An 18657-nucleotide genomic window follows, 5' to 3' on the forward strand; every position below is an offset into this window, starting at 1 on the left:
TTTAAGCAGACTTAACCGAGATCAGTTTTGCAAATAAGTCATATTCATCTGCATCTGTAATTTCTACTTCAAGTAAATCACCTGCTTTAATCACTGACTTATCGATATCCTCAACAAAAACATTACCATCAATTTCAGGTGCATCTGCATAAGAACGCGCAACAGCAACTGGGAACTCTTCTTCAAGATCATCCACAAGTACTGTCATTTTCTGACCAATACGGCTTTGCAATTTTGCAGCAGAGATTTCTTGCTGAACTTGCATGAAACGCTCATAACGCTCTTGCTTGATTTCTTCAGGCACATGATCTGGCAAATCATTTGCAGTCGCGCCTTCAACTGGTGAGTAAGTAAAACAACCCACACGATCAAGCTGCGCTTCTTTTAACCAATCAAGCAACATTTGGAAGTCTTCTTCAGTTTCACCCGGGAAGCCCACAACAAATGTAGAACGAATCACAAGATCAGGACATTTCTCACGCCAAACTTTTAAACGCTCCAGTGTATTTTCACTGTGCGCAGGGCGTTTCATGAGTTTTAAAATCTTAGGACTTGCATGCTGGAATGGAATATCCAAATACGGCAGGATTTTGCCTTGTGCCATTAAGTCAATCACAGCATCCACATGTGGATATGGATATACATAGTGCAGACGCACCCAGATACCCAATTGACCCAATGCTTCACACATGTCATAGAATTTGGTTTTAACGGGCTGACCGTTCCAGAAGTCCAATTTGTATTTGGTGTCTACGCCATAAGCCGATGTATCTTGAGAAATCACAAGGACTTCTTTTACGCCTGCTTTTTTCAGCGCTTGAGCTTCAGTCAATACTAAACCTACTGGACGAGAAACCAAATCACCACGCATGCTCGGAATAATGCAGAATGTGCAACGATGGTTACAACCTTCTGAAATCTTCAAATAAGCATAATGTTTTGGTGTTAATCGAATACCTTGTTCAGGTACTAGATCAATAAACGGATTGTGTTTCGGTGGCTCAGGCACGTATTCGTGCACAGCTTCCATCACTTCTTGATATGCCGCAGCACCTGTCACTTTTAAGACATTTGGGTGCATTTGGCGAATTTTGTCTTCGTCTTTACCTAAACAACCAGTCACAATTACGCGACCGTTTGAACTCATCGCTTCGCCAATGGCATCTAGCGACTCTTGTACTGCAGATTCAATAAAACCACAGGTATTTACAACTACTAAATCGGCACCATCATAATCTGATGCTACATCATAACCTTCAGTCTTTAACTGAGTTAAAATTCGTTCGGAATCTACCAATGCCTTAGGACAACCTAAAGAAACAAAACCGACTTTGGGGGATTTCATGAATCTGCGCTCCACTATAATCCGCGTATTGTATGTCTTTTCAAAACATAAAAACAGGTGAAAAGGCCACTCTTTATATCACGCACCAAAATAATGCTATAAATTCATCCATATAATTTCATTTGCACCATTTTAATGCATTTTTGATTTACAGCCTGTTTTTAATCGGCTATACACTTTATTTAAAGTCTTAAATAAGCGCATTTATTCAAATAAGCATCAAAACTTAGCGTATTTCTCAAATAGTTGGCTTATATCTTGCATAACTTGCATCAATTCGAACCTTATTAGATTGAACGATTTGCTTTATGAAGATGCCATTGCGCCATTTTAAGACAGGAACCTCTCGCTAATGGATCAGACTATGACGATTGATTACAGGCTTTTAGTGGATAATTTAACCACTGCCATTTTATTGGTCGATAGCAACCTGAATATTTTTTATTTAAATTCATCTTGTGAAGCGCTTTTTGACATCAGCTTACTTCGTGCATCAGGTCAGCCTGTATTAAATTTACTCCATATGCCCGATGATGAGTTCAATACGCATGATGCATTAATGAATACACTAACTTCCGGTCAGCACTATACGCGCCGAGAAGCAACGATTAATGTCAACTTTAAAGACATTCATGTTGATTACACCGTGTCACAGCTCAACTCTGGCAAACCCTACCACCCGTTGCTATTGATTGAACTCAATCAAATCGACCGGATGTTGAAAATCTCTAAAGAAGAAAACCTGATTCAACAACATCAAGTTGCACGACAACTGATTCGTGGTGTTGCTCATGAAATTAAAAATCCACTTGGTGGTATCCGTGGGGCGACACAACTTTTAGCGCGTAGTTTAAATGATCCGAAGTACAGCGAATTCACCGACATTATTATTAGTGAAGTGGACCGATTACGTAATCTTGCTGACACTATGCTTGGTTCAAGACAATTACCAAGTTACGAACCAGTCAATGTCCATGAACCCCTTGAACGTGTTCGTTCACTGATCGTCAACCAAACTAAAAAGAAAATTAAAATCACCCGTGATTACGACCTTTCTTTACCAGATGTACTGGCAGATCGTGATCAATTAATTCAGGTCATGCTGAATATCAGTGTCAATGCTGTTCAGGCGATGACGGAAAACAAAGAGTTCTTTGTTGAGCACCAACCAGAACTCACTTTGCGCACACGTATTCAACGTTTAGTCACCATCAACGGTGTATTAAAACGCTCTGCGGTACGCATTGATATCGAGGACAATGGACCAGGTGTCCCACAAGAAATATTAGAATCCGTATTTTACCCATTAGTGACAGGACGAGCGAAAGGCACAGGTCTCGGCCTTAGCATTGCACAAAATATTATGCATCAACATAACGGAATGATTGAATGCCAATCAGTTCCTGGAAAAACAGTATTTAGCCTATATTTACCTTGGGAGTCAGATCATGTCGCGTAATAAGATTTGGGTCATCGATGATGATCGCGCCATGCGTTGGGTGCTGGAAAAAACATTCAAAGAAGAAGGTTTTGATGTTACCAGTTTTGAAGAAGCACAATCCGCTTTAGATCAGTTAAGTGTCGATGCGCCAGATGTTATTTTGACAGACATCCGTATGCCGGGTATTGATGGACTGACCTTTTTAGGTAAAGTCAAAGGCAACTACCCTGACTTACCTGTAATTATCATGACCGCACATTCAGATTTAGAATCTGCTGTGTCGAGCTATCAAACGGGTGCTTTTGAATATCTACCAAAACCTTTTGATATTGATGAAGCCTTAGCTCTTGTAAACCGTGCAATTTTACATATTGCCAAATTACAACAACAAGAATCTGCAAAAACCGTTCAACCGATTCAATCTACAGAGATTATTGGTGAATCTCCTGCTATGCAAGAAGTCTTCCGTGCCATTGGTCGTCTTTCTCAATCACACATTACCGTATTAATTAATGGTGAATCAGGCACGGGGAAAGAATTGGTTGCGCATGCATTGCATAAGCATTCACCACGTGGCAACAAACCTTTTATTGCGCTCAACATGGCGGCAATTCCAAAGGATTTGATCGAAACTGAATTATTTGGTCATGAAAAAGGCGCGTTCACCGGTGCCAACACACAGCGTCAAGGGCGTTTTGAACAAGCCAATGGCGGGACTCTTTTCCTTGATGAAATTGGTGACATGCCATTTGAAACCCAAACCCGCTTATTGCGTGTTTTAGCGGATGGCGAATTCTACCGCGTTGGTGGTCACATCCCGGTCAAGGTGGATGTCCGTATCGTTGCGGCAACGCACCAAGACTTAGAAAAGTTAGTACATGAAGGTCGCTTCCGTGAAGACTTGTACCACCGTCTAAACGTGATTCGTATTCATATTCCAAAACTTGCACATCGTAGTGAAGATATTCCGATGCTTGCACAACACTTCCTAGCAAGTGCAGGTAAAGAACTTGGGGTAAGTCCGAAGATTCTGCGTCCTGAAACGCAAGAATACATGCAAAAACTACCATGGCAAGGTAATGTGCGTCAGCTTGAAAATACCTGTCGTTGGTTAACGGTTATGATCACAGGCCGTGAAGTGTATCCAGAAGATTTACCTTCTGAATTAAAACAGATTCCAATTCAAGGCACAGATGGTAACCCTGCTGCTCAAGGGATTGATCGCATCGGTGTGCATCATTGGGATGAGCTACTTGGTCAATGGGCAGTACAAAAACTTAAAAATGGTGAGATGAAAATTCTCGACATTGCCACACCAATGTTTGAACGCACCCTCATCAATGCTGCACTACAGCAAACACGTGGGCGTAAGCGCCATGCAGCAGAACTTTTAGGTTGGGGCCGTAACACCCTCACACGTAAACTCAAAGAACTCGGTATGGACAGTGCCGAAGATGATGTCGAAGAAGAATTAGAAAGTTAATTTTTTTGATTAACATTAAAAAAGCCAGTCACTTGACTGGCTTTTTTTATTTAGAGATTTTTTAGCAATATTTTATGCCGTAAAGCCGACATAACGTGAATAACCTTCCACCCCTAAATCAGACTTATATATCAGAAACTCAGGGAAACTTGAGGCGGTAATTTCAGTAAACATATGATATTGATCATCATTGGCATGCAAGTCATCGACTGTATGCTGCATGGTTTGCTCAAATTCATCGGTAATAAACTCAAAACCAATATCCATTGCAATAAACAGCACATGCTCACATGGCTGCACATACTGCTCTTCTGACCAATCAATCACTTGCTGCTGGCAATGTGGACACTGAATGTTATCTGAGGGAGAAATATCAAGTTCGATCAATTGATAAGACATAAAAGTAAATTTATTCATAAATATTAGATTTATTCTAACAAAACTTAGTTTCAGCTAAAGATATTTATTCAATAAAAAAGGAGCCGTAGCTCCTTTAAATATGACTGGTTTTGACTATTTTTTAAGGGATGACTTATAGGCAGATAATGCAGCCACCGCGATAGCCGACAAAGCAATACCCGGCGCACTTGCAATTAAAATACCTGTCGTTCCTAGACCTAGCGCCAAAATCTTGCCTGTAAGTAATGGACCTGTCATTGCACCCAAACGTCCCCATGAAATTGCACTTCCCACACCTGTCACTTTCCCAGCTGGTGTATAGAAAATTGGAGAGATCCCATACAAAATCGATTGACCACCTGTAGAGAAAATTCCGCCCATGATGCCTGCAGCAATGAGTACAGGAATGGAATTTGTTGTAAACAGCACAAATAATGCCACAAACAAACCTGAATAGATAATCACTGCCATTTGCCATAATTTTAGGCGATCCAGCAAGTAGCCTAAACCCAGCGTACCAATCACTGCGCCCACTTGGAACATCAACATGATCATAAAAGCTTGTTGCTTTTCCAACCCTTGTTCCATAAGCAAGTTAGGCAACCAACTGATCAGAATATAGTTCACCATTAAGGTAAAGAAGAAACTCAGCCAAAGCGGCAATGTATACTTATAACGCTGTTCAGCAAAAAGGATTTGCCCCATCGGAGGAACCGCTTCTTTGCTTTCTGCCTGAACTTTTTCAATACGTTTATCCTTTAAGATAATCGCCATGAATGGAATCAGGATTAAAGGCGTTAAACCACCAATTAAAAACAGTGTATGCCAAGAGATATCTTTAAAAATAATACCCAAGCCAGCAACAAAGATTGCACCTACGGGTAAGCCACAGTACATCAAACTATTTAAGCGCCCACGGTTAGCATCCGTCGCTTCATCACCCACCACCGAGATCATCGTTGGCATCGCAGCACCCAAACCTAAACCTGTAAAGAATCGTGCGATATATAAAATTTCAATACTTGGTGCAACTGCCGTAATCGACATAAATACACCGAAGATAAAAATCGACAGCATCAGGACTTTCTTCTGTCCCAAATAGTCAGCGACACGCCCCCCAAAGAACGCGCCAAATAACATACCAAACACACCTAAGCTAAACACATAGCCCATTTGCACTTGATCTAAGGAAAATGTCGCTGCGATTCCTTTTGCTGCGATACCGGGTGCTTGTAGGTCAAAACCTTCAAAAAATGCCACCCAGAAACACAAAAATACTGTTAGAATTTTTTGCATTTTTCCCGATTGTTGATTTGCCATAATCGAACTCCATTCATGTAGCGTAAACCCACTTGTACGCCATGCCCTGAAGTTTCGGCTTTATTGGGTAGAATAAATACCACTACTAAGGTCGGAATTCACACGACCAAAAGCCCACCATTAAGACTTAAAACTTTGTATATCAATAGTTTTTAGATCTTATTTTTTGTATTTATAATTCATTATCAATCACTTAGGTTTATGGAAGATTTTAATAATCAAACCATAGCTAAAACTAATGATGATCAAAATATTCATTTAATCCGATCAAATACCAACAGCCAATAATTTATTGGCAATAAAAAACCCGCAACTGAGCGGGTTTTTTATTTAACTCAAAATCTTATGCAGATTTTTTAGCTTGGTTATTCTTACGAATCGTAATCATCACCAATTGAACAGCCGCAGGTGTTACACCTGGAATACGACTTGCTTGTGCCAATGTTTCAGGCAATACATTTTTCAGCTTCATGGTGATTTCACGTGAAAGACCAGAAACGACATCATAATCAAAATCAGCTGGAATACGCGTATCTTCCAAACGCTTCATTTGCGCAACATCTTCTTGCTGACGGTTAATATAACCTGCATATTTCACAGCAATTTCAATTTGCTCACCCACAAATGCTGAAACTTCAGAACCCGTCAATTCAGCAATTTGCGCAAAGTTGATATTTGGACGTTTGAGCAAATCAATTGCATTGGTTTCTTTTGACAGGTCATCGCCAGTCATTTCAACGAATTTTTTGCCTAGTGGATTGTTTGGCGCTGCCCAAAGGTGTTGTAAACGACCTTTCTCCGTTTCTACAGCTTCCATTTTTTGGCAGAACGAATCCCAACGCGCATCATCTACCAGCCCCATTTCACGACCAATGGCAGTTAAACGCTGATCCGCATTGTCTTCACGAAGCATCAAACGGTATTCCGCACGTGACGTGAACATACGGTACGGTTCTTTAGTACCGAGAGTAATCAAGTCATCAACCAACACGCCCATGTACGCTTCATCACGTTTTGGTGTCCATTGCTCTTGATCCCATGCACGACGTGCTGCGTTTAAGCCTGCAAGCAAACCTTGCGCTCCCGCTTCTTCATAACCTGTTGTACCGTTAATTTGACCTGCAAAATACAGGTTATTAATCGATTTGGTTTCTAAAGAGAATTTCAATGATTGTGGGTTGAAATAGTCGTACTCAATTGCATAACCCGGACGCAAAATGTGCGCATTTTCCATACCACGAATCGAGCGAACCAATTCAAACTGAACATCGAATGGTAATGAAGTTGAAATACCATTTGGATAAAGCTCATGTGTATCTAGACCTTCAGGTTCCAAGAACACTTGATGCGAATCTTTATCGGCAAATTTATGAATTTTATCTTCAATTGATGGGCAGTAACGTGGACCCACACCTTCAATCACACCAGTATACATTGGTGAACGGTCTAAGCCGCCACGAATGATATCGTGAGTTTTCTCGTTGGTATGTGTGATATAGCAATTGATTTGCTCAGGATGCATCGACGCATCACCCATGAATGACATAGTCGGAGATGGGAAATCACCCGGCTGTGGCGTCATCACAGAGAAATCAACTGATCGTGCATCGATACGTGGTGGTGTACCAGTTTTTAAACGACCTACAGGTAAGTTCAATTCACGAAGGCGCGCAGCCAATGAAATTGAAGGAGGATCGCCCGCACGACCGCCTGAAGCATTATTTAGACCTACGTGGATCACACCACCTAGGAATGTACCTGTAGTCAATACAACAGTTTTCGCATCAAAGCGAATACCCATTTGGGTGACTACACCTTTAACGGTATCGCCTTCAACAATAAGGTCATCAGCTGCTTGTTGGAAAATATCCAAGTTCGCTTGATTTTCTAAGGTTTCACGAATCGCAGCTTTATAACGAATACGGTCAGCCTGTGCGCGAGTCGCACGAACAGCCGCACCTTTACGTGAGTTTAAAATACGGAATTGAATACCACCTTTGTCAGCAGCCAATGCCATTGCACCGCCAAGCGCATCAATTTCGCGTACTAAATGTGATTTACCAATACCACCGATGGCTGGATTACAGCTCATCTGCCCTAAAGTCTCAATATTATGAGTTAAGAGTAAAGTCTGTCGACCCATACGTGCCGCAGCAAGAGCTGCCTCAGTACCCGCGTGACCGCCGCCGATAACAATGACATCGTAAACTTTAGGATAATGCATAGTGGTAAAGGAGATTAAAAAAGGATGACGGAAGATTATAGCAAAAATTCACCGATAAGTTGACTGATTAACTCGATTTTATTGTTATTGACTACTGTTTTATGCCTATATATTTCTTTATGAACATACATACTTTGCATATTCCATATAAAAATATACATTTCTCAAGCAAATGTTACTCGAAGATTGTTGTTTTATTCTGATGATTTTTTATTCTGTTATAGATCCCATGAGAATCATAAGGACTATAAGCATGAATAAGAATATTTTGCTATCCACGGTTTTATGCGGTTTATGTTTATCACCACTTGCTGCCTCAGCCAATGATAAAGTTGAGAAAGTGTATGATGCACAGCGATATCAACAAGTCTGTAAAGGTAAAAGCCAAGGCGCTCAAGTATCATTTGCCTATCGCGGTATTATCTGGAATGGTACCTGCGAACCACAATTTTTTAGCTCTTCCAAAAATGCAAATCTTCATGGCGAAGAAGCCGAATTATTAAGCACATGTAGTGCAGATGCAAAAGCCACTACTGCAACGATTAATGGACAAGAAATTAAAGGAAAATGTGCTTTAGGGTTCACTCCTCCTCGTCCTAAATAAACAGTTGTCGATGAAAATATCGACCAATTAACAGATCAAAAATAAAGCGGGTAAAACATCAGTTTTTACTCGCTTTTATTTATTGCTTATTTATTAAACTGAGATAAACTCAAAAACACTATAAGGATAAAAATATCAGGAAATTCCATGGATTCGGGATTATTTGCATTTTTTCTACCCATCGCTTTAGCCATTATGATGATGGGTTTGGGGCTTGAACTTTCAGTCAAAGACTTTTTACGCGTTGGACGCTATCCAAAAGTCATTTTCATCGCTTTATTTACTCAACTAATTCTACTGACCAGTATTGCGTTTTTCCTGTGTAAGTTGCTGGAGTTACCCCCTTTACTCGCGGTCGGGCTCATGTTGCTTGCGGCTTCACCCGGCGGCCCCACTGCTAACCTTTTTAGCTACCTATATAAAGGTGACGTTGCATTAAACATTAGCTTAACAGCCATCAACTCAGTTGTTTCGTGCTTTACATTGCCTTTTATCGTCAATCTATCCATTTTGCATTTTGTTGGTGAAAGTACAAGTATTCGCATGCCTATCGACAAGATCACCCATGTATTTCTGATTATTTTGATACCGGTATGTTTCGGTATGTTTATTCGAAACTCCTTTCCGACCATTGCATATCACGTCAACAAGCCGATGCGAATGTTGTCTATTTTCTTATTAATTCTTATCTTTACACTCGCAGTTTTGCGTGAACAATCCAACATTATTACGTATTTTGCCAGCGTCGGAATTGCGACCTGTTTACTCTGTTTTAGTGGCTTATTTTTGGGTTACCTAATTCCGTTCCTCGCAGGTGTACCGGAAAAGCAGGCACGTGCGTGTACCTTTGAAATTGGCATTCATAACACCAGTATCGCGTTAACCATCGCACTGAGTGTGCTTGAAAACACCACAGTGGCGATACCTGCCGGTGTTTATTCTATTTTTATGTATTTATTGGCAACCTTATTTGGTTTTATTTTGACGCGCCGTGGCAGCCACCTGATTCAACAAGTGAAAACCTAAACTATTTTTTCTAACGCAATCACCATAAGGACTTTGGTGAAAAACCATTAAATATGCTCAAGGAGAATAAATAAGATGGATTCTGGAATTATTACGGTTCTTTTGCCATTAGCACTGGCCTTTATTATGATCGGGCTTGGGCTAGAACTTACCCCCAAAGATTTCGCACGTGTCACCAAACATCCTAAAGCCGTGTTGATTGCTTTATTTTGCCAACTCGTGTTGCTTGTCGGCATTGCCTTTTTATTATGTAAACTGCTGGCTTTACCACCACTGCTTGCAGTCGGCTTGATGCTACTCGCAGCCTCACCCGGTGGTAGTACAGCGAACTTATTTAGTTATCTATTTAAAGGTGACTTGGCTTTAAATATTACCCTGACTGCCATCAACTCTGTCATTGCAGCATTAACCCTTCCATTGATCGTGAATTTTTCGATCATGCACTTCATGCAAGAAGGTCAACAAATCAGCCTACAATTTGGAAAAATACTCCAAGTTTTCGGCATCATTATCATCCCTGTCGGTATAGGCATGCTGCTTCGTCACTATGCACCTAAACTGACTGAGAAACTGCATAAACCACTCCGTATCTTTGCTGTGGTGTTTCTCATCTTAATTATTATCGGTGCTATTTACTCTGAACGACATAATATTGCGGCTTATCTAACCCAAGTTGGCTTAGCTACGGTTCTATTCTGTATTTTCAGCTTATGTATCGGTTATTTTGTTCCAAGACTGTTCGGCATCAATAGTGCTCAGGCACGTGCTTGTGCATTTGAAATCGGGATTCATAACAGTACGCTAGCCATGACCATCGCCTTAACAGTGATGGCCAGTTCTGCAGTTGCAATGCCTGCGGCAGTATATTCAATCTTTATGTACATCTTTGCCGCTGTATTTGGCTTCCTAATTACACGTTTTGCACCGCTCTCGACAACTACAACAGAAACAATTAAAAGCTAAGGCGCTTAAAAGTTAAAAGGATGCCACGTGCATCCTTTTATTTTTTGTCAATTTTGATAATCGCTAGCTGCAAGTTGCCGAGTTCCGTTACAATAGCTTTTTATAAAACTCATTTAGGTTATGTCCGTGAAGTGGTTACAAATTCATATTACTGTTGAAAAAGCTCAAGTTGATTACACTGAAACGCTGCTCAGTTCTTTAGGTGCAGTCAGTGTCACGCTAGATGATGCAGAAAATCAGGATTTACTTGAACCACTTCCAGGTGAAACACCACTTTGGAATAAAGTGATCGTAACTGGTATATATGCACAAGAAGATGATGAAGAAATTGATGTTGCTGCATTAGAAACATTTATTAAAGCTCAACTTCCTGAAGCACCAATGCGTAGCGAATTCATTGAAGACCAAGAATGGGAACGCACATGGATGGATGCTTATGAGCCTATTCAAATTGGTGAAAAATACTGGATCGTACCAGAATGGATGGAAGCGCCAGAATCAGACGCCGTAAACATCAAACTAGACCCAGGTCTGGCATTTGGTACTGGTAACCATGCATCAACATTCTTATGCCTACAATGGTTAGGTAAAGTTGACCTTAAAGATAAAATCGTAATCGACTACGGTTGTGGTTCTGGAATTTTAGGTGTTGCCGCTTTACTTTTGGGTGCAAAAAAAGTTTATGCCACTGATATTGACCCACAAGCGGTTTTAGCAACACAACAAAATGCCGAATTGAATGGTGTACTCGAAAATCTGTATGTAGGCCTACCTGAAGAGTTCAACCAAGAGCTTGCTGGACAAAAAGCCGATGTGTTTGTTGCTAATATTCTTGCAGGCCCTCTAATGGCCTTGGCTGCAGAATTCTCAACTTTAATTAAATCTGAGGGCGAGTTCGCACTTGCAGGTGTAATTGAAGAGCAAGTTTCTGATGTTTCTAGTGTTTATTCTGAATTTTTTGATATATTAGACGTAGAAAAACGTGACGAAACATGGTGCCGAATTTCGGGTAAACGCCAACAGTATTAAAATTTAAAATGTGTACTTATGAGCGACAAATTAACTAACTGCCCAACTTGTTTTACAACATATAAAGTAACTGTTCCGCAGCTTACTGTCGCTCAGGGCATGGTTTGTTGCCCAAAGTGCTCTACATCTTTTAATGCACTGTCTCATTTGGTGGTAGATAAAGCGTTGTCTTTTTCTACCCCTGAGCAAGAAAATGCACCGCAAAAAAACTCCAATACTATTATTAATGTCAGCGAATTTAATAATACGATTACACCAGTGACTGTTGAAGAAACACCAACCCACCATTTATTAAAACTATTTGATCAAAAAGTCGAAAACTCTAATATCGATCTAAAAACTTATTTAAATAACTTAAATTATTTCAGCACCGAACCAATCGGCAACCTGCCTGCTGTAAATTGGGCAGAACAGGCTGAAAAGGATAAAAAACGTACACCACTGAATTATTTTATGTGGTTCTGTATTAATGCTTTCTTATTTGGTGCACTTATATTCCAGTTTTTCTGGTTCAATCCTCAATATTTAAAAAATAGTCCAGTGATGGGTGCTGCATTTACTGCGGTCTGTGATGTATTCAATTGTTCACGTCTAGAGGAACATTACAGTTTAATTAGTACCAAAAAAGTCAAAATTCGTAGCATTGGAAATAATGAAACACGTTTTACAGGTGAAATGATCAATTTTCATGACCGTAGCCTTGCCTTACCCAATATGAAAATTTCACTAAAAGAAAATGGTGCTGAAATAGCAAACTATACGCTTTTACCTGAAGAGTATTTGGATAAAAGTCTGCATGGTATCCAACGGATCCCAAAAAGTAGTCCTTTTAAATTCCAATTTAGCTTACCGATTGCACGCAAAAGCTTCGATAATTATTCAATTGAGTTGATTCGCCCCTAATATTGAAAAAAACTATTAAAAAAGTAAAAAAAACATAAAAAAAATGCAGTTTTCTTGCTCACTTTTTCCTAGACAATGGTATGATACGCGCCACGAAAGCTTTGTGCTGCAAACTCCTCGCTAATTTTTCACAACAAATACAATCCCAACCGTGCGCTTTATTACTTATTGCGTATTGAGTAGATTTTTTGTTTGTTTTTTAGGCTGTAACAATTATTAATCTATTGTTACGCTTATTTTTCGAACAATTTTGCGAGTTGTGTCAAGCTACAAGTAATGTACAAGTTTTAGAACTCCGCATTAGGAACTAAAACGGAGTTCATTCAAGTTTATAGACCACTTTTAACAAATCACTTTACCCAAGTGATATTTGATTTTTCGGATTAATTCGCATGAATAGCAAATCTCCTATTTTTACTGCACAATCTGATGTCGCTCTTCGTATTCACGTAGATCGCGCAGTTCGCCATTACTTTGCACAATTGCAAGGCGAGCAACCATCTCAGGTATACGATATGGTGCTGGCGGAAATGGAGAAGCCTCTTCTATCTGTAGTTCTTGAATATACACGTGGTAATCAAACCCGTGCTGCTGAGATTCTCGGCTTAAACCGTGGTACTTTACGTAAAAAGTTGAAAGCTCACGGTTTAATGAGTGAATAAATGATAAAATGCTTGCGGCTTCCGCAGGCATTTTTTTTAACCTGCATTTTGCTAATTTTGTTTTAATCTGTTCCTTGAAAACTGTGACGAAGATCATGACTATTAAACGCGCTTTAATCTCTGTGTCTGACAAGACTGGAATTGTTGAATTTGCACAAGAACTTGCTGCTCTAGGGGTAGAAATTTTATCTACTGGCGGAACATACAAATTGTTGAAAGACAATAATGTTGCCGTAGTTGAAGTTTCAGAGCACACAGGTTTCCCAGAGATGATGGACGGCCGTGTAAAAACGCTACATCCGAAAATTCATGGTGGTATCTTAGCTCGTCGCGGTCTAGACGAAGCTGTGATGGCTGAACACAACATCGATGCAATCGATTTAGTTGTTGTTAACCTTTATCCGTTTGCTGCAACTGTTGCAAAACCAAACTGTTCACTTGCTGATGCGATTGAAAACATCGATATCGGTGGTCCGACTATGGTTCGTGCTGCTGCGAAAAACCATGCTTCTGTTGGTATCGTGGTAAATGCTGCTGACTATGCAACTGTCGTTGCTGAGCTTAAAGCTGAAGGTTCACTTTCACATGCAACTCGTTTTGACCTTGCGGTTAAAGCATTTGAACATACTGCTCAATACGACGGTATGATCGCTTCTTACTTAGGCGCTCGCGTAGGTAAGGAAGAAGGTCAAGCAGATAAATTTGCGCGTACTTTCAATACTCAATTGAACAAAGTTCAAGACTTACGTTACGGTGAAAACCCGCATCAATCTGCTGCTTTCTATGTAGAAGACACAGCGACTGAAGCTTCAGTTTCAACTGCGAAACAGCTTCAAGGTAAAGAACTATCTTATAACAACATCGCAGACACTGACGCAGCACTTGAATGTGTTAAATCATTCGCTAAACCTGCTTGTGTAATCGTTAAACACGCAAACCCATGTGGCGTAGCAGTATCTTTAGACGGCATCCAAGCGGCTTATGACCTTGCTTATGTAACTGACCCTGAATCTGCATTCGGCGGCATCATTGCATTTAACCGCGAATTAGATGTTGCAACTGCGCAAGCCATTGTTGACCGTCAATTTGTTGAAGTGATCATTGCTCCAAGCGTTGCTGAAGGCGTGCTTGAAGTGACTGGCGCGAAGAAAAACGTACGTGTACTCGTATGCGGCGAGCTTCCTGCAATTACTGAACGTAAAGCTCAGTTAGATTACAAACGTGTGAATGGCGGTTTGTTGGTTCAAGACCAAGACTTAGGCATGATCACGAAAGATGACCTTAAAGTTGTGACTAAACGTGCGCCAACTGAAGCAGAAATTGATGACTTAATCTTTGCTTGGAAAGTTGCGAAATACGTTAAGTCTAACGCTATTGTTTATGCAAAAGGTCGTCAAACCATTGGTGTTGGCGCAGGTCAAATGAGCCGCGTTAACTCTGCTCGTATTGCTGCAATTAAAGCTGAACATGCTGGTTTAGTGGTTGAAGGTGCGGTAATGGCATCTGACGCATTCTTCCCATTCCGTGATGGCATTGATAACGCTGCGAAAGCGGGTATCAAATGCATTATCCAACCGGGTGGTTCTATGCGTGATGAAGAAACAATTGCTGCTGCTGATGAAGCGGGTATTGCAATGGTCTTCACTGGCATGCGTCATTTCCGCCACTAAGCACAGTGCTTAGAATGTAATGACAAAGTCATACATGTGGTTTAAAACAGATTTCTAATCTTGCATAAAGTCCTCTCCTATTTTTAGGCTGAGGACTTTATGTCATTTTCGATTCATGGAGTATGAACCGATGAATATTTTAGTTTTGGGTAATGGCGGTCGTGAACATGCATTAGCATGGAAAATCGCACAAGATGACAAAGTCGCAAAAGTATTTGTAGCACCGGGTAATGCGGGTTCTGCAACTGAAAATAAATGCGAAAATGTTGCACTTAACATTTTAGACAATGCTGCAATTATCGACTTTGCAAAAAACAATGCCGTTGATTTAATCGTGGTTGGCCCTGAAGCACCACTTGTAAATGGTGTGGTGGATGCTTGCCGTGAAGCAGGTGTAAAAATTTGGGGTCCAACTCAATTTGCAGCGCAGCTTGAAGGCTCTAAAGCATTTGCCAAACACTTCTTAAAACGCCACAACATTCCAACTGCTTTCTATGATGTATTCACAGAAGTAGATGCGGCTAAAGCATTTGTAGAAAAAAATGGTGCGCCGATTGTAATCAAGGCTGACGGTCTTGCAGCAGGTAAAGGCGTAATCGTTGCGATGACCAATCAAGAAGCATTTGATGCGATTGATGACATGCTGGCTGGCAACAAATTTGGTGATGCTGGCTCACGTGTAGTGATCGAAGAATTCCTTGCGGGTGAAGAAGCGTCTTTCATTTGTATGATTGATGGCGACAACATTTTGCCAATGGCAACGTCTCAAGATCACAAACGTATCTTTGAAGGTGACCAAGGTCCAAACACTGGCGGTATGGGTGCTTACTCTCCTGCGCCTGTTGTGACTGCTGACGTATTTGAAAAAACCATGAATGAAGTGATGCGTCCTACCGTTGAAGGTATGAAAAAAGACGGTCATGTTTATACAGGTTTCTTATACGCAGGCTTAATGATTGACGAACAAGGTCAACCAAAAGTGATCGAGTTCAACTGTCGTTTTGGCGACCCTGAAACTCAACCAATTATGATGCGTTTAAAATCATCTTTAGTTGATTTGGTTGAAGCTGGTATCGCTGGTAACTTACCTGCGGAAGCTGAATGGGATGAGCGCAAGACTGTAGGTATCGTACTTGCATCTAAAGGCTACCCAGAAACTTCTAGCAATGGTGATGTGATTTCTGGTTTAGACACAGAAATGGCTGATGCAAAAGTATTCCATGCAGGTACAAAAGCGCTTGAGAATGGTGACATTGTGACTGCTGGTGGTCGTGTACTTTGTGTGACTGCTCTAGGCAACACGATTGGTGAAGCACAAGCCAAAGCGCTTGAACTATGCGAAAAAGTGACTTTTGATGGTGTTCAATACCGTAAAGATATTGGTTACCGCGCAATTGCTCGTGAAAATGCTTAATCATTCATCGAATTAAATAAAAACCCCGCTAAATGCGGGTTTTTTTTAATTGTCACATTTCTATGCACTAGGTTTGTGTTGAGGGCTTCCTTTCCATTTAAAAGAATTTAAAACTTCTGTCAAAATTGACTGCAAGTGATTCATTGATTCTGGTGAAACATCTACTTCACCATAATGACCATCTGCCATAGTTGATCCATACTTAGAGCCATTTAAACAATTTAATATTAATGCACCTTGTTGAGCATTAATAAAACTATTCTCAACAGGCTTTAAATCCAAAGGCTTATTATATGCCCCCAATCCCCTTGATCTATCTTCGAGATGCTGGGCGGTATTCCTAACACCACGTAAATCAGGAAAATATTCTGACATTTTCAAATACGTAGTTTTCAGCTCCGTTGGAACATCTTTATTATTTGATAAAACTTTAAGAAATTTATCAAAAGTATCCAAAGCATATAAAAATGCTCGTGCATATATAAATGCTAAATTATGATTAAACTCCCTAGGTATACGACCTTGACTCCATTTTTCTCTTTTAAAAATAATTTCCGTTTTTAAATTAATCTCTTCCATATAATCCCAATGATTCTTACCCTCTTGTAAAATCTCAACTTCAATCTCCTTCCTTATTTCACTTCTTCTATTATTTTCTCGAAGCCAATCATCTTTAGAAGTTGATTCTTGGTGAACCATTGAATGAAACAGATTTAAAGCTAAATTTGCCTCAAAAAATTGCGCTTCTAACGAACGAAGCTGACTTTCAATCGCCCAACTCCATTCACGATCTTCATAATCAAGCCAAGTCCCAGGTATAATTATTTCAAAAATATACATCACATCTACTCACGGTCTTTTTATAATAAGAATAAGGAAATTATAGTATTACATATATGATACAACTCCCAACCCCTCGCCTGATCCTACGCCAATGGCAAGACTCCGATACTGCTCCATTCATCCACATGTGTGCAGATGATGACGTCATGCGCTATTTCCCTAACAAACTTGATGCTTCCGAAGCCACTGCATTTATGCAACGCCTACACGATGCAATCGAAACACGTGGTTGGGGTCTATATGCAGCTGAGCTCAAAACTACAGGTGAATTTATTGGCTTTATCGGCTTACACGTACACCCACCCGAGTTTGAACTAGCCGATGCACCAGAAATTGGCTGGCGACTACTAGCACAATATTGGCATCAAGGTTATGCCACCGAAGGCGCAAAAGCTGTACTCAAACATGCTTTTAGAAACTTAAGACTAGATAAAGTTATTTCCTTCACTGCAAGTTTGAACACACCATCAGAACGTGTCATGCAACGCATAGGTATGCATAAAGTACGCGAGTTTAATCATCCGCTTGTACCAGCAGAACACCCATTAAACCGTCATGTGCTGTATGAAATACAGCGTAGTGATTATTTGCACATCCCCTTTTGCTAATTCAATATTTATTCACGGCAAAACTAAAGTACATTAACTCTGCCAAACAGTGGCTATAGATGATGTTAAAAAGCTTAATTTTAGTCACCGCAGGATTTCGTATAAGACAGCAAAATCATTCATGTAATCATATAAAAAACCCCGCTAAGTGCGGGGTTTAAACTCTAAACATAACAATTGCTATGACTTAGAAATAAAAAATCATAAGTTGGAAAGCTGAAGCAACTGCAAACCTGTCTAAGCATGCTTAATCAAAATGGCATACATAATCAACGACATCAGTACATTGCACTTTAAAAATAGAATCTTGTGGAACAATAAAGCTTTCGCCAGACGTATATTGAACAAACTCGCCCTGCTCCCCAATTTGCACGACACACTGCCCAGATGTGATTTCAACACGCTCTTTCACATGCGCCTCAAACGTCATGGGTTGCTCTGATGGCAAAAATACACCGATGGTTTTTTGACTACCATCTTCCATTTTTAATACATGGTTCACAGATCTACCGCCATAATGAACCGTAGGCTTTTTTACAACTGAGACGAAATCAAACTGATTTGACATAGCGTGCCTCACATAGCAATTTATTATGATCAATTATTAAGCAGTTTATATTAAACAATGTAGCGGATTCAATCTTCCTCAGATTTAGATCTAAGATTTTGAAAAGCCATGAATCAGAGTTGAACTTCAAATATACCAATAAAGATTTCAACTCA

17 protein-coding genes are annotated in these 18657 nt (G+C 40.2%); 11 read left to right on the forward strand and 6 right to left on the reverse strand.

Annotated features, from left to right (window positions below; all coding sequences use genetic code 11):
• Window position 1: 1 nt before the first annotated feature.
• A complete protein-coding gene (gene rimO / locus FTT94_RS01470; RefSeq protein WP_180170103.1) occupies window positions 2-1345 on the reverse strand; it encodes a 30S ribosomal protein S12 methylthiotransferase RimO in 1344 nt (447 codons plus the stop codon).
• Between the two features lie 352 nt (window positions 1346-1697).
• Here rimO and glnL point away from each other — a divergent pair, with 352 nt between their 5' ends.
• Together glnL and glnG are read left to right on the forward strand one after the other, a co-directional pair.
• Window positions 1698-2804 carry a nitrogen regulation protein NR(II) gene (gene glnL / locus FTT94_RS01475; RefSeq protein ID WP_078188727.1) on the forward strand — a complete coding sequence of 369 codons (1107 nt, stop codon included), beginning with the start codon at window positions 1698-1700 and terminating at the stop codon, window positions 2802-2804.
• Complete coding sequence (glnG, locus tag FTT94_RS01480; protein WP_168377613.1) at window positions 2794-4269, forward strand: nitrogen regulation protein NR(I); 1476 nt, start codon at window positions 2794-2796, stop codon at window positions 4267-4269. Before glnL ends, glnG begins: the two co-directional genes overlap by 11 nt.
• A 72-nt stretch (window positions 4270-4341) precedes the next feature.
• Here glnG and FTT94_RS01485 read toward each other — a convergent pair whose 3' ends face one another.
• From FTT94_RS01485 to mnmG, 3 genes are all read right to left on the reverse strand, one after another.
• Window positions 4342-4668 (reverse strand): hypothetical protein, encoded by a 327-nt coding sequence (locus FTT94_RS01485; protein ID WP_078193710.1) that lies wholly within the window; start codon window positions 4666-4668, stop codon window positions 4342-4344.
• Between the two features lie 114 nt (window positions 4669-4782).
• Window positions 4783-5988 (reverse strand): 3-(3-hydroxy-phenyl)propionate transporter MhpT, encoded by a 1206-nt coding sequence (mhpT, locus tag FTT94_RS01490; RefSeq protein ID WP_180170104.1) that lies wholly within the window; start codon window positions 5986-5988, stop codon window positions 4783-4785.
• A gap of 343 nt (window positions 5989-6331) precedes the next feature.
• On the reverse strand, window positions 6332-8212 hold the full coding sequence (gene mnmG, locus FTT94_RS01495) for a tRNA uridine-5-carboxymethylaminomethyl(34) synthesis enzyme MnmG (protein WP_180003879.1): 1881 nt from the start codon (window positions 8210-8212) through the stop codon (window positions 6332-6334).
• A 253-nt stretch (window positions 8213-8465) separates the two neighbouring features.
• Here mnmG and FTT94_RS01500 point away from each other — a divergent pair, with 253 nt between their 5' ends.
• From FTT94_RS01500 to purD, 8 genes are all read left to right on the forward strand, one after another.
• The gene (locus tag FTT94_RS01500) at window positions 8466-8816 is read left to right on the forward strand and encodes a hypothetical protein (RefSeq protein ID WP_078188731.1); all 351 of its coding nucleotides are present in this window, start codon (window positions 8466-8468) and stop codon (window positions 8814-8816) included.
• 147 nt (window positions 8817-8963) lie between these two features.
• A complete protein-coding gene (locus tag FTT94_RS01505; RefSeq protein ID WP_180170105.1) occupies window positions 8964-9842 on the forward strand; it encodes a bile acid:sodium symporter family protein in 879 nt (292 codons plus the stop codon).
• Window positions 9843-9917: 75 nt separating this feature from the next.
• Entirely contained in the window at window positions 9918-10805 is an 888-nt protein-coding gene (locus FTT94_RS01510; RefSeq protein WP_180170106.1) for a bile acid:sodium symporter family protein, read from the forward strand.
• A gap of 126 nt (window positions 10806-10931) precedes the next feature.
• Window positions 10932-11834 (forward strand): 50S ribosomal protein L11 methyltransferase, encoded by a 903-nt coding sequence (gene prmA / locus FTT94_RS01515; RefSeq protein ID WP_180170107.1) that lies wholly within the window; start codon window positions 10932-10934, stop codon window positions 11832-11834.
• Window positions 11835-11852: 18 nt separating this feature from the next.
• Window positions 11853-12737 carry a DUF3426 domain-containing protein gene (locus tag FTT94_RS01520; RefSeq protein ID WP_180170108.1) on the forward strand — a complete coding sequence of 295 codons (885 nt, stop codon included), beginning with the start codon at window positions 11853-11855 and terminating at the stop codon, window positions 12735-12737.
• Between the two features lie 392 nt (window positions 12738-13129).
• On the forward strand, window positions 13130-13399 hold the full coding sequence (gene fis, locus FTT94_RS01525; protein WP_001086304.1) for a DNA-binding transcriptional regulator Fis: 270 nt from the start codon (window positions 13130-13132) through the stop codon (window positions 13397-13399).
• Window positions 13400-13494: 95 nt separating this feature from the next.
• Window positions 13495-15069: a bifunctional phosphoribosylaminoimidazolecarboxamide formyltransferase/IMP cyclohydrolase gene (gene purH / locus FTT94_RS01530; RefSeq protein ID WP_180170109.1), complete on the forward strand. Its 1575-nt coding sequence runs from the start codon at window positions 13495-13497 to the stop codon at window positions 15067-15069.
• Between the two features lie 130 nt (window positions 15070-15199).
• Window positions 15200-16483, forward strand: coding sequence for a phosphoribosylamine--glycine ligase (purD, locus tag FTT94_RS01535; protein ID WP_078193712.1), 1284 nt, complete (start codon window positions 15200-15202; stop codon window positions 16481-16483).
• 60 nt (window positions 16484-16543) lie between these two features.
• Here the strand turns inward: purD and FTT94_RS01540 are convergent, their stop codons facing one another.
• A complete protein-coding gene (locus FTT94_RS01540) occupies window positions 16544-17323 on the reverse strand; it encodes a hypothetical protein (protein ID WP_180054448.1) in 780 nt (259 codons plus the stop codon).
• A gap of 56 nt (window positions 17324-17379) precedes the next feature.
• On the opposite strand from FTT94_RS01540, the gene FTT94_RS01545 reads away from it, so the two are divergent.
• Entirely contained in the window at window positions 17380-17934 is a 555-nt protein-coding gene (locus tag FTT94_RS01545) for a GNAT family N-acetyltransferase (protein WP_180170110.1), read from the forward strand.
• Between the two features lie 247 nt (window positions 17935-18181).
• Here FTT94_RS01545 and FTT94_RS01550 read toward each other — a convergent pair whose 3' ends face one another.
• Complete coding sequence (locus FTT94_RS01550) at window positions 18182-18502, reverse strand: pyrimidine/purine nucleoside phosphorylase (protein ID WP_180003865.1); 321 nt, start codon at window positions 18500-18502, stop codon at window positions 18182-18184.
• Window positions 18503-18657 lie beyond the last annotated feature (155 nt).

The sequence above is a fragment of the Acinetobacter sp. YH12027 genome (assembly GCF_013420085.1).
Classification (GTDB): Bacteria; Pseudomonadota; Gammaproteobacteria; order Pseudomonadales; family Moraxellaceae; genus Acinetobacter; species Acinetobacter amyesii.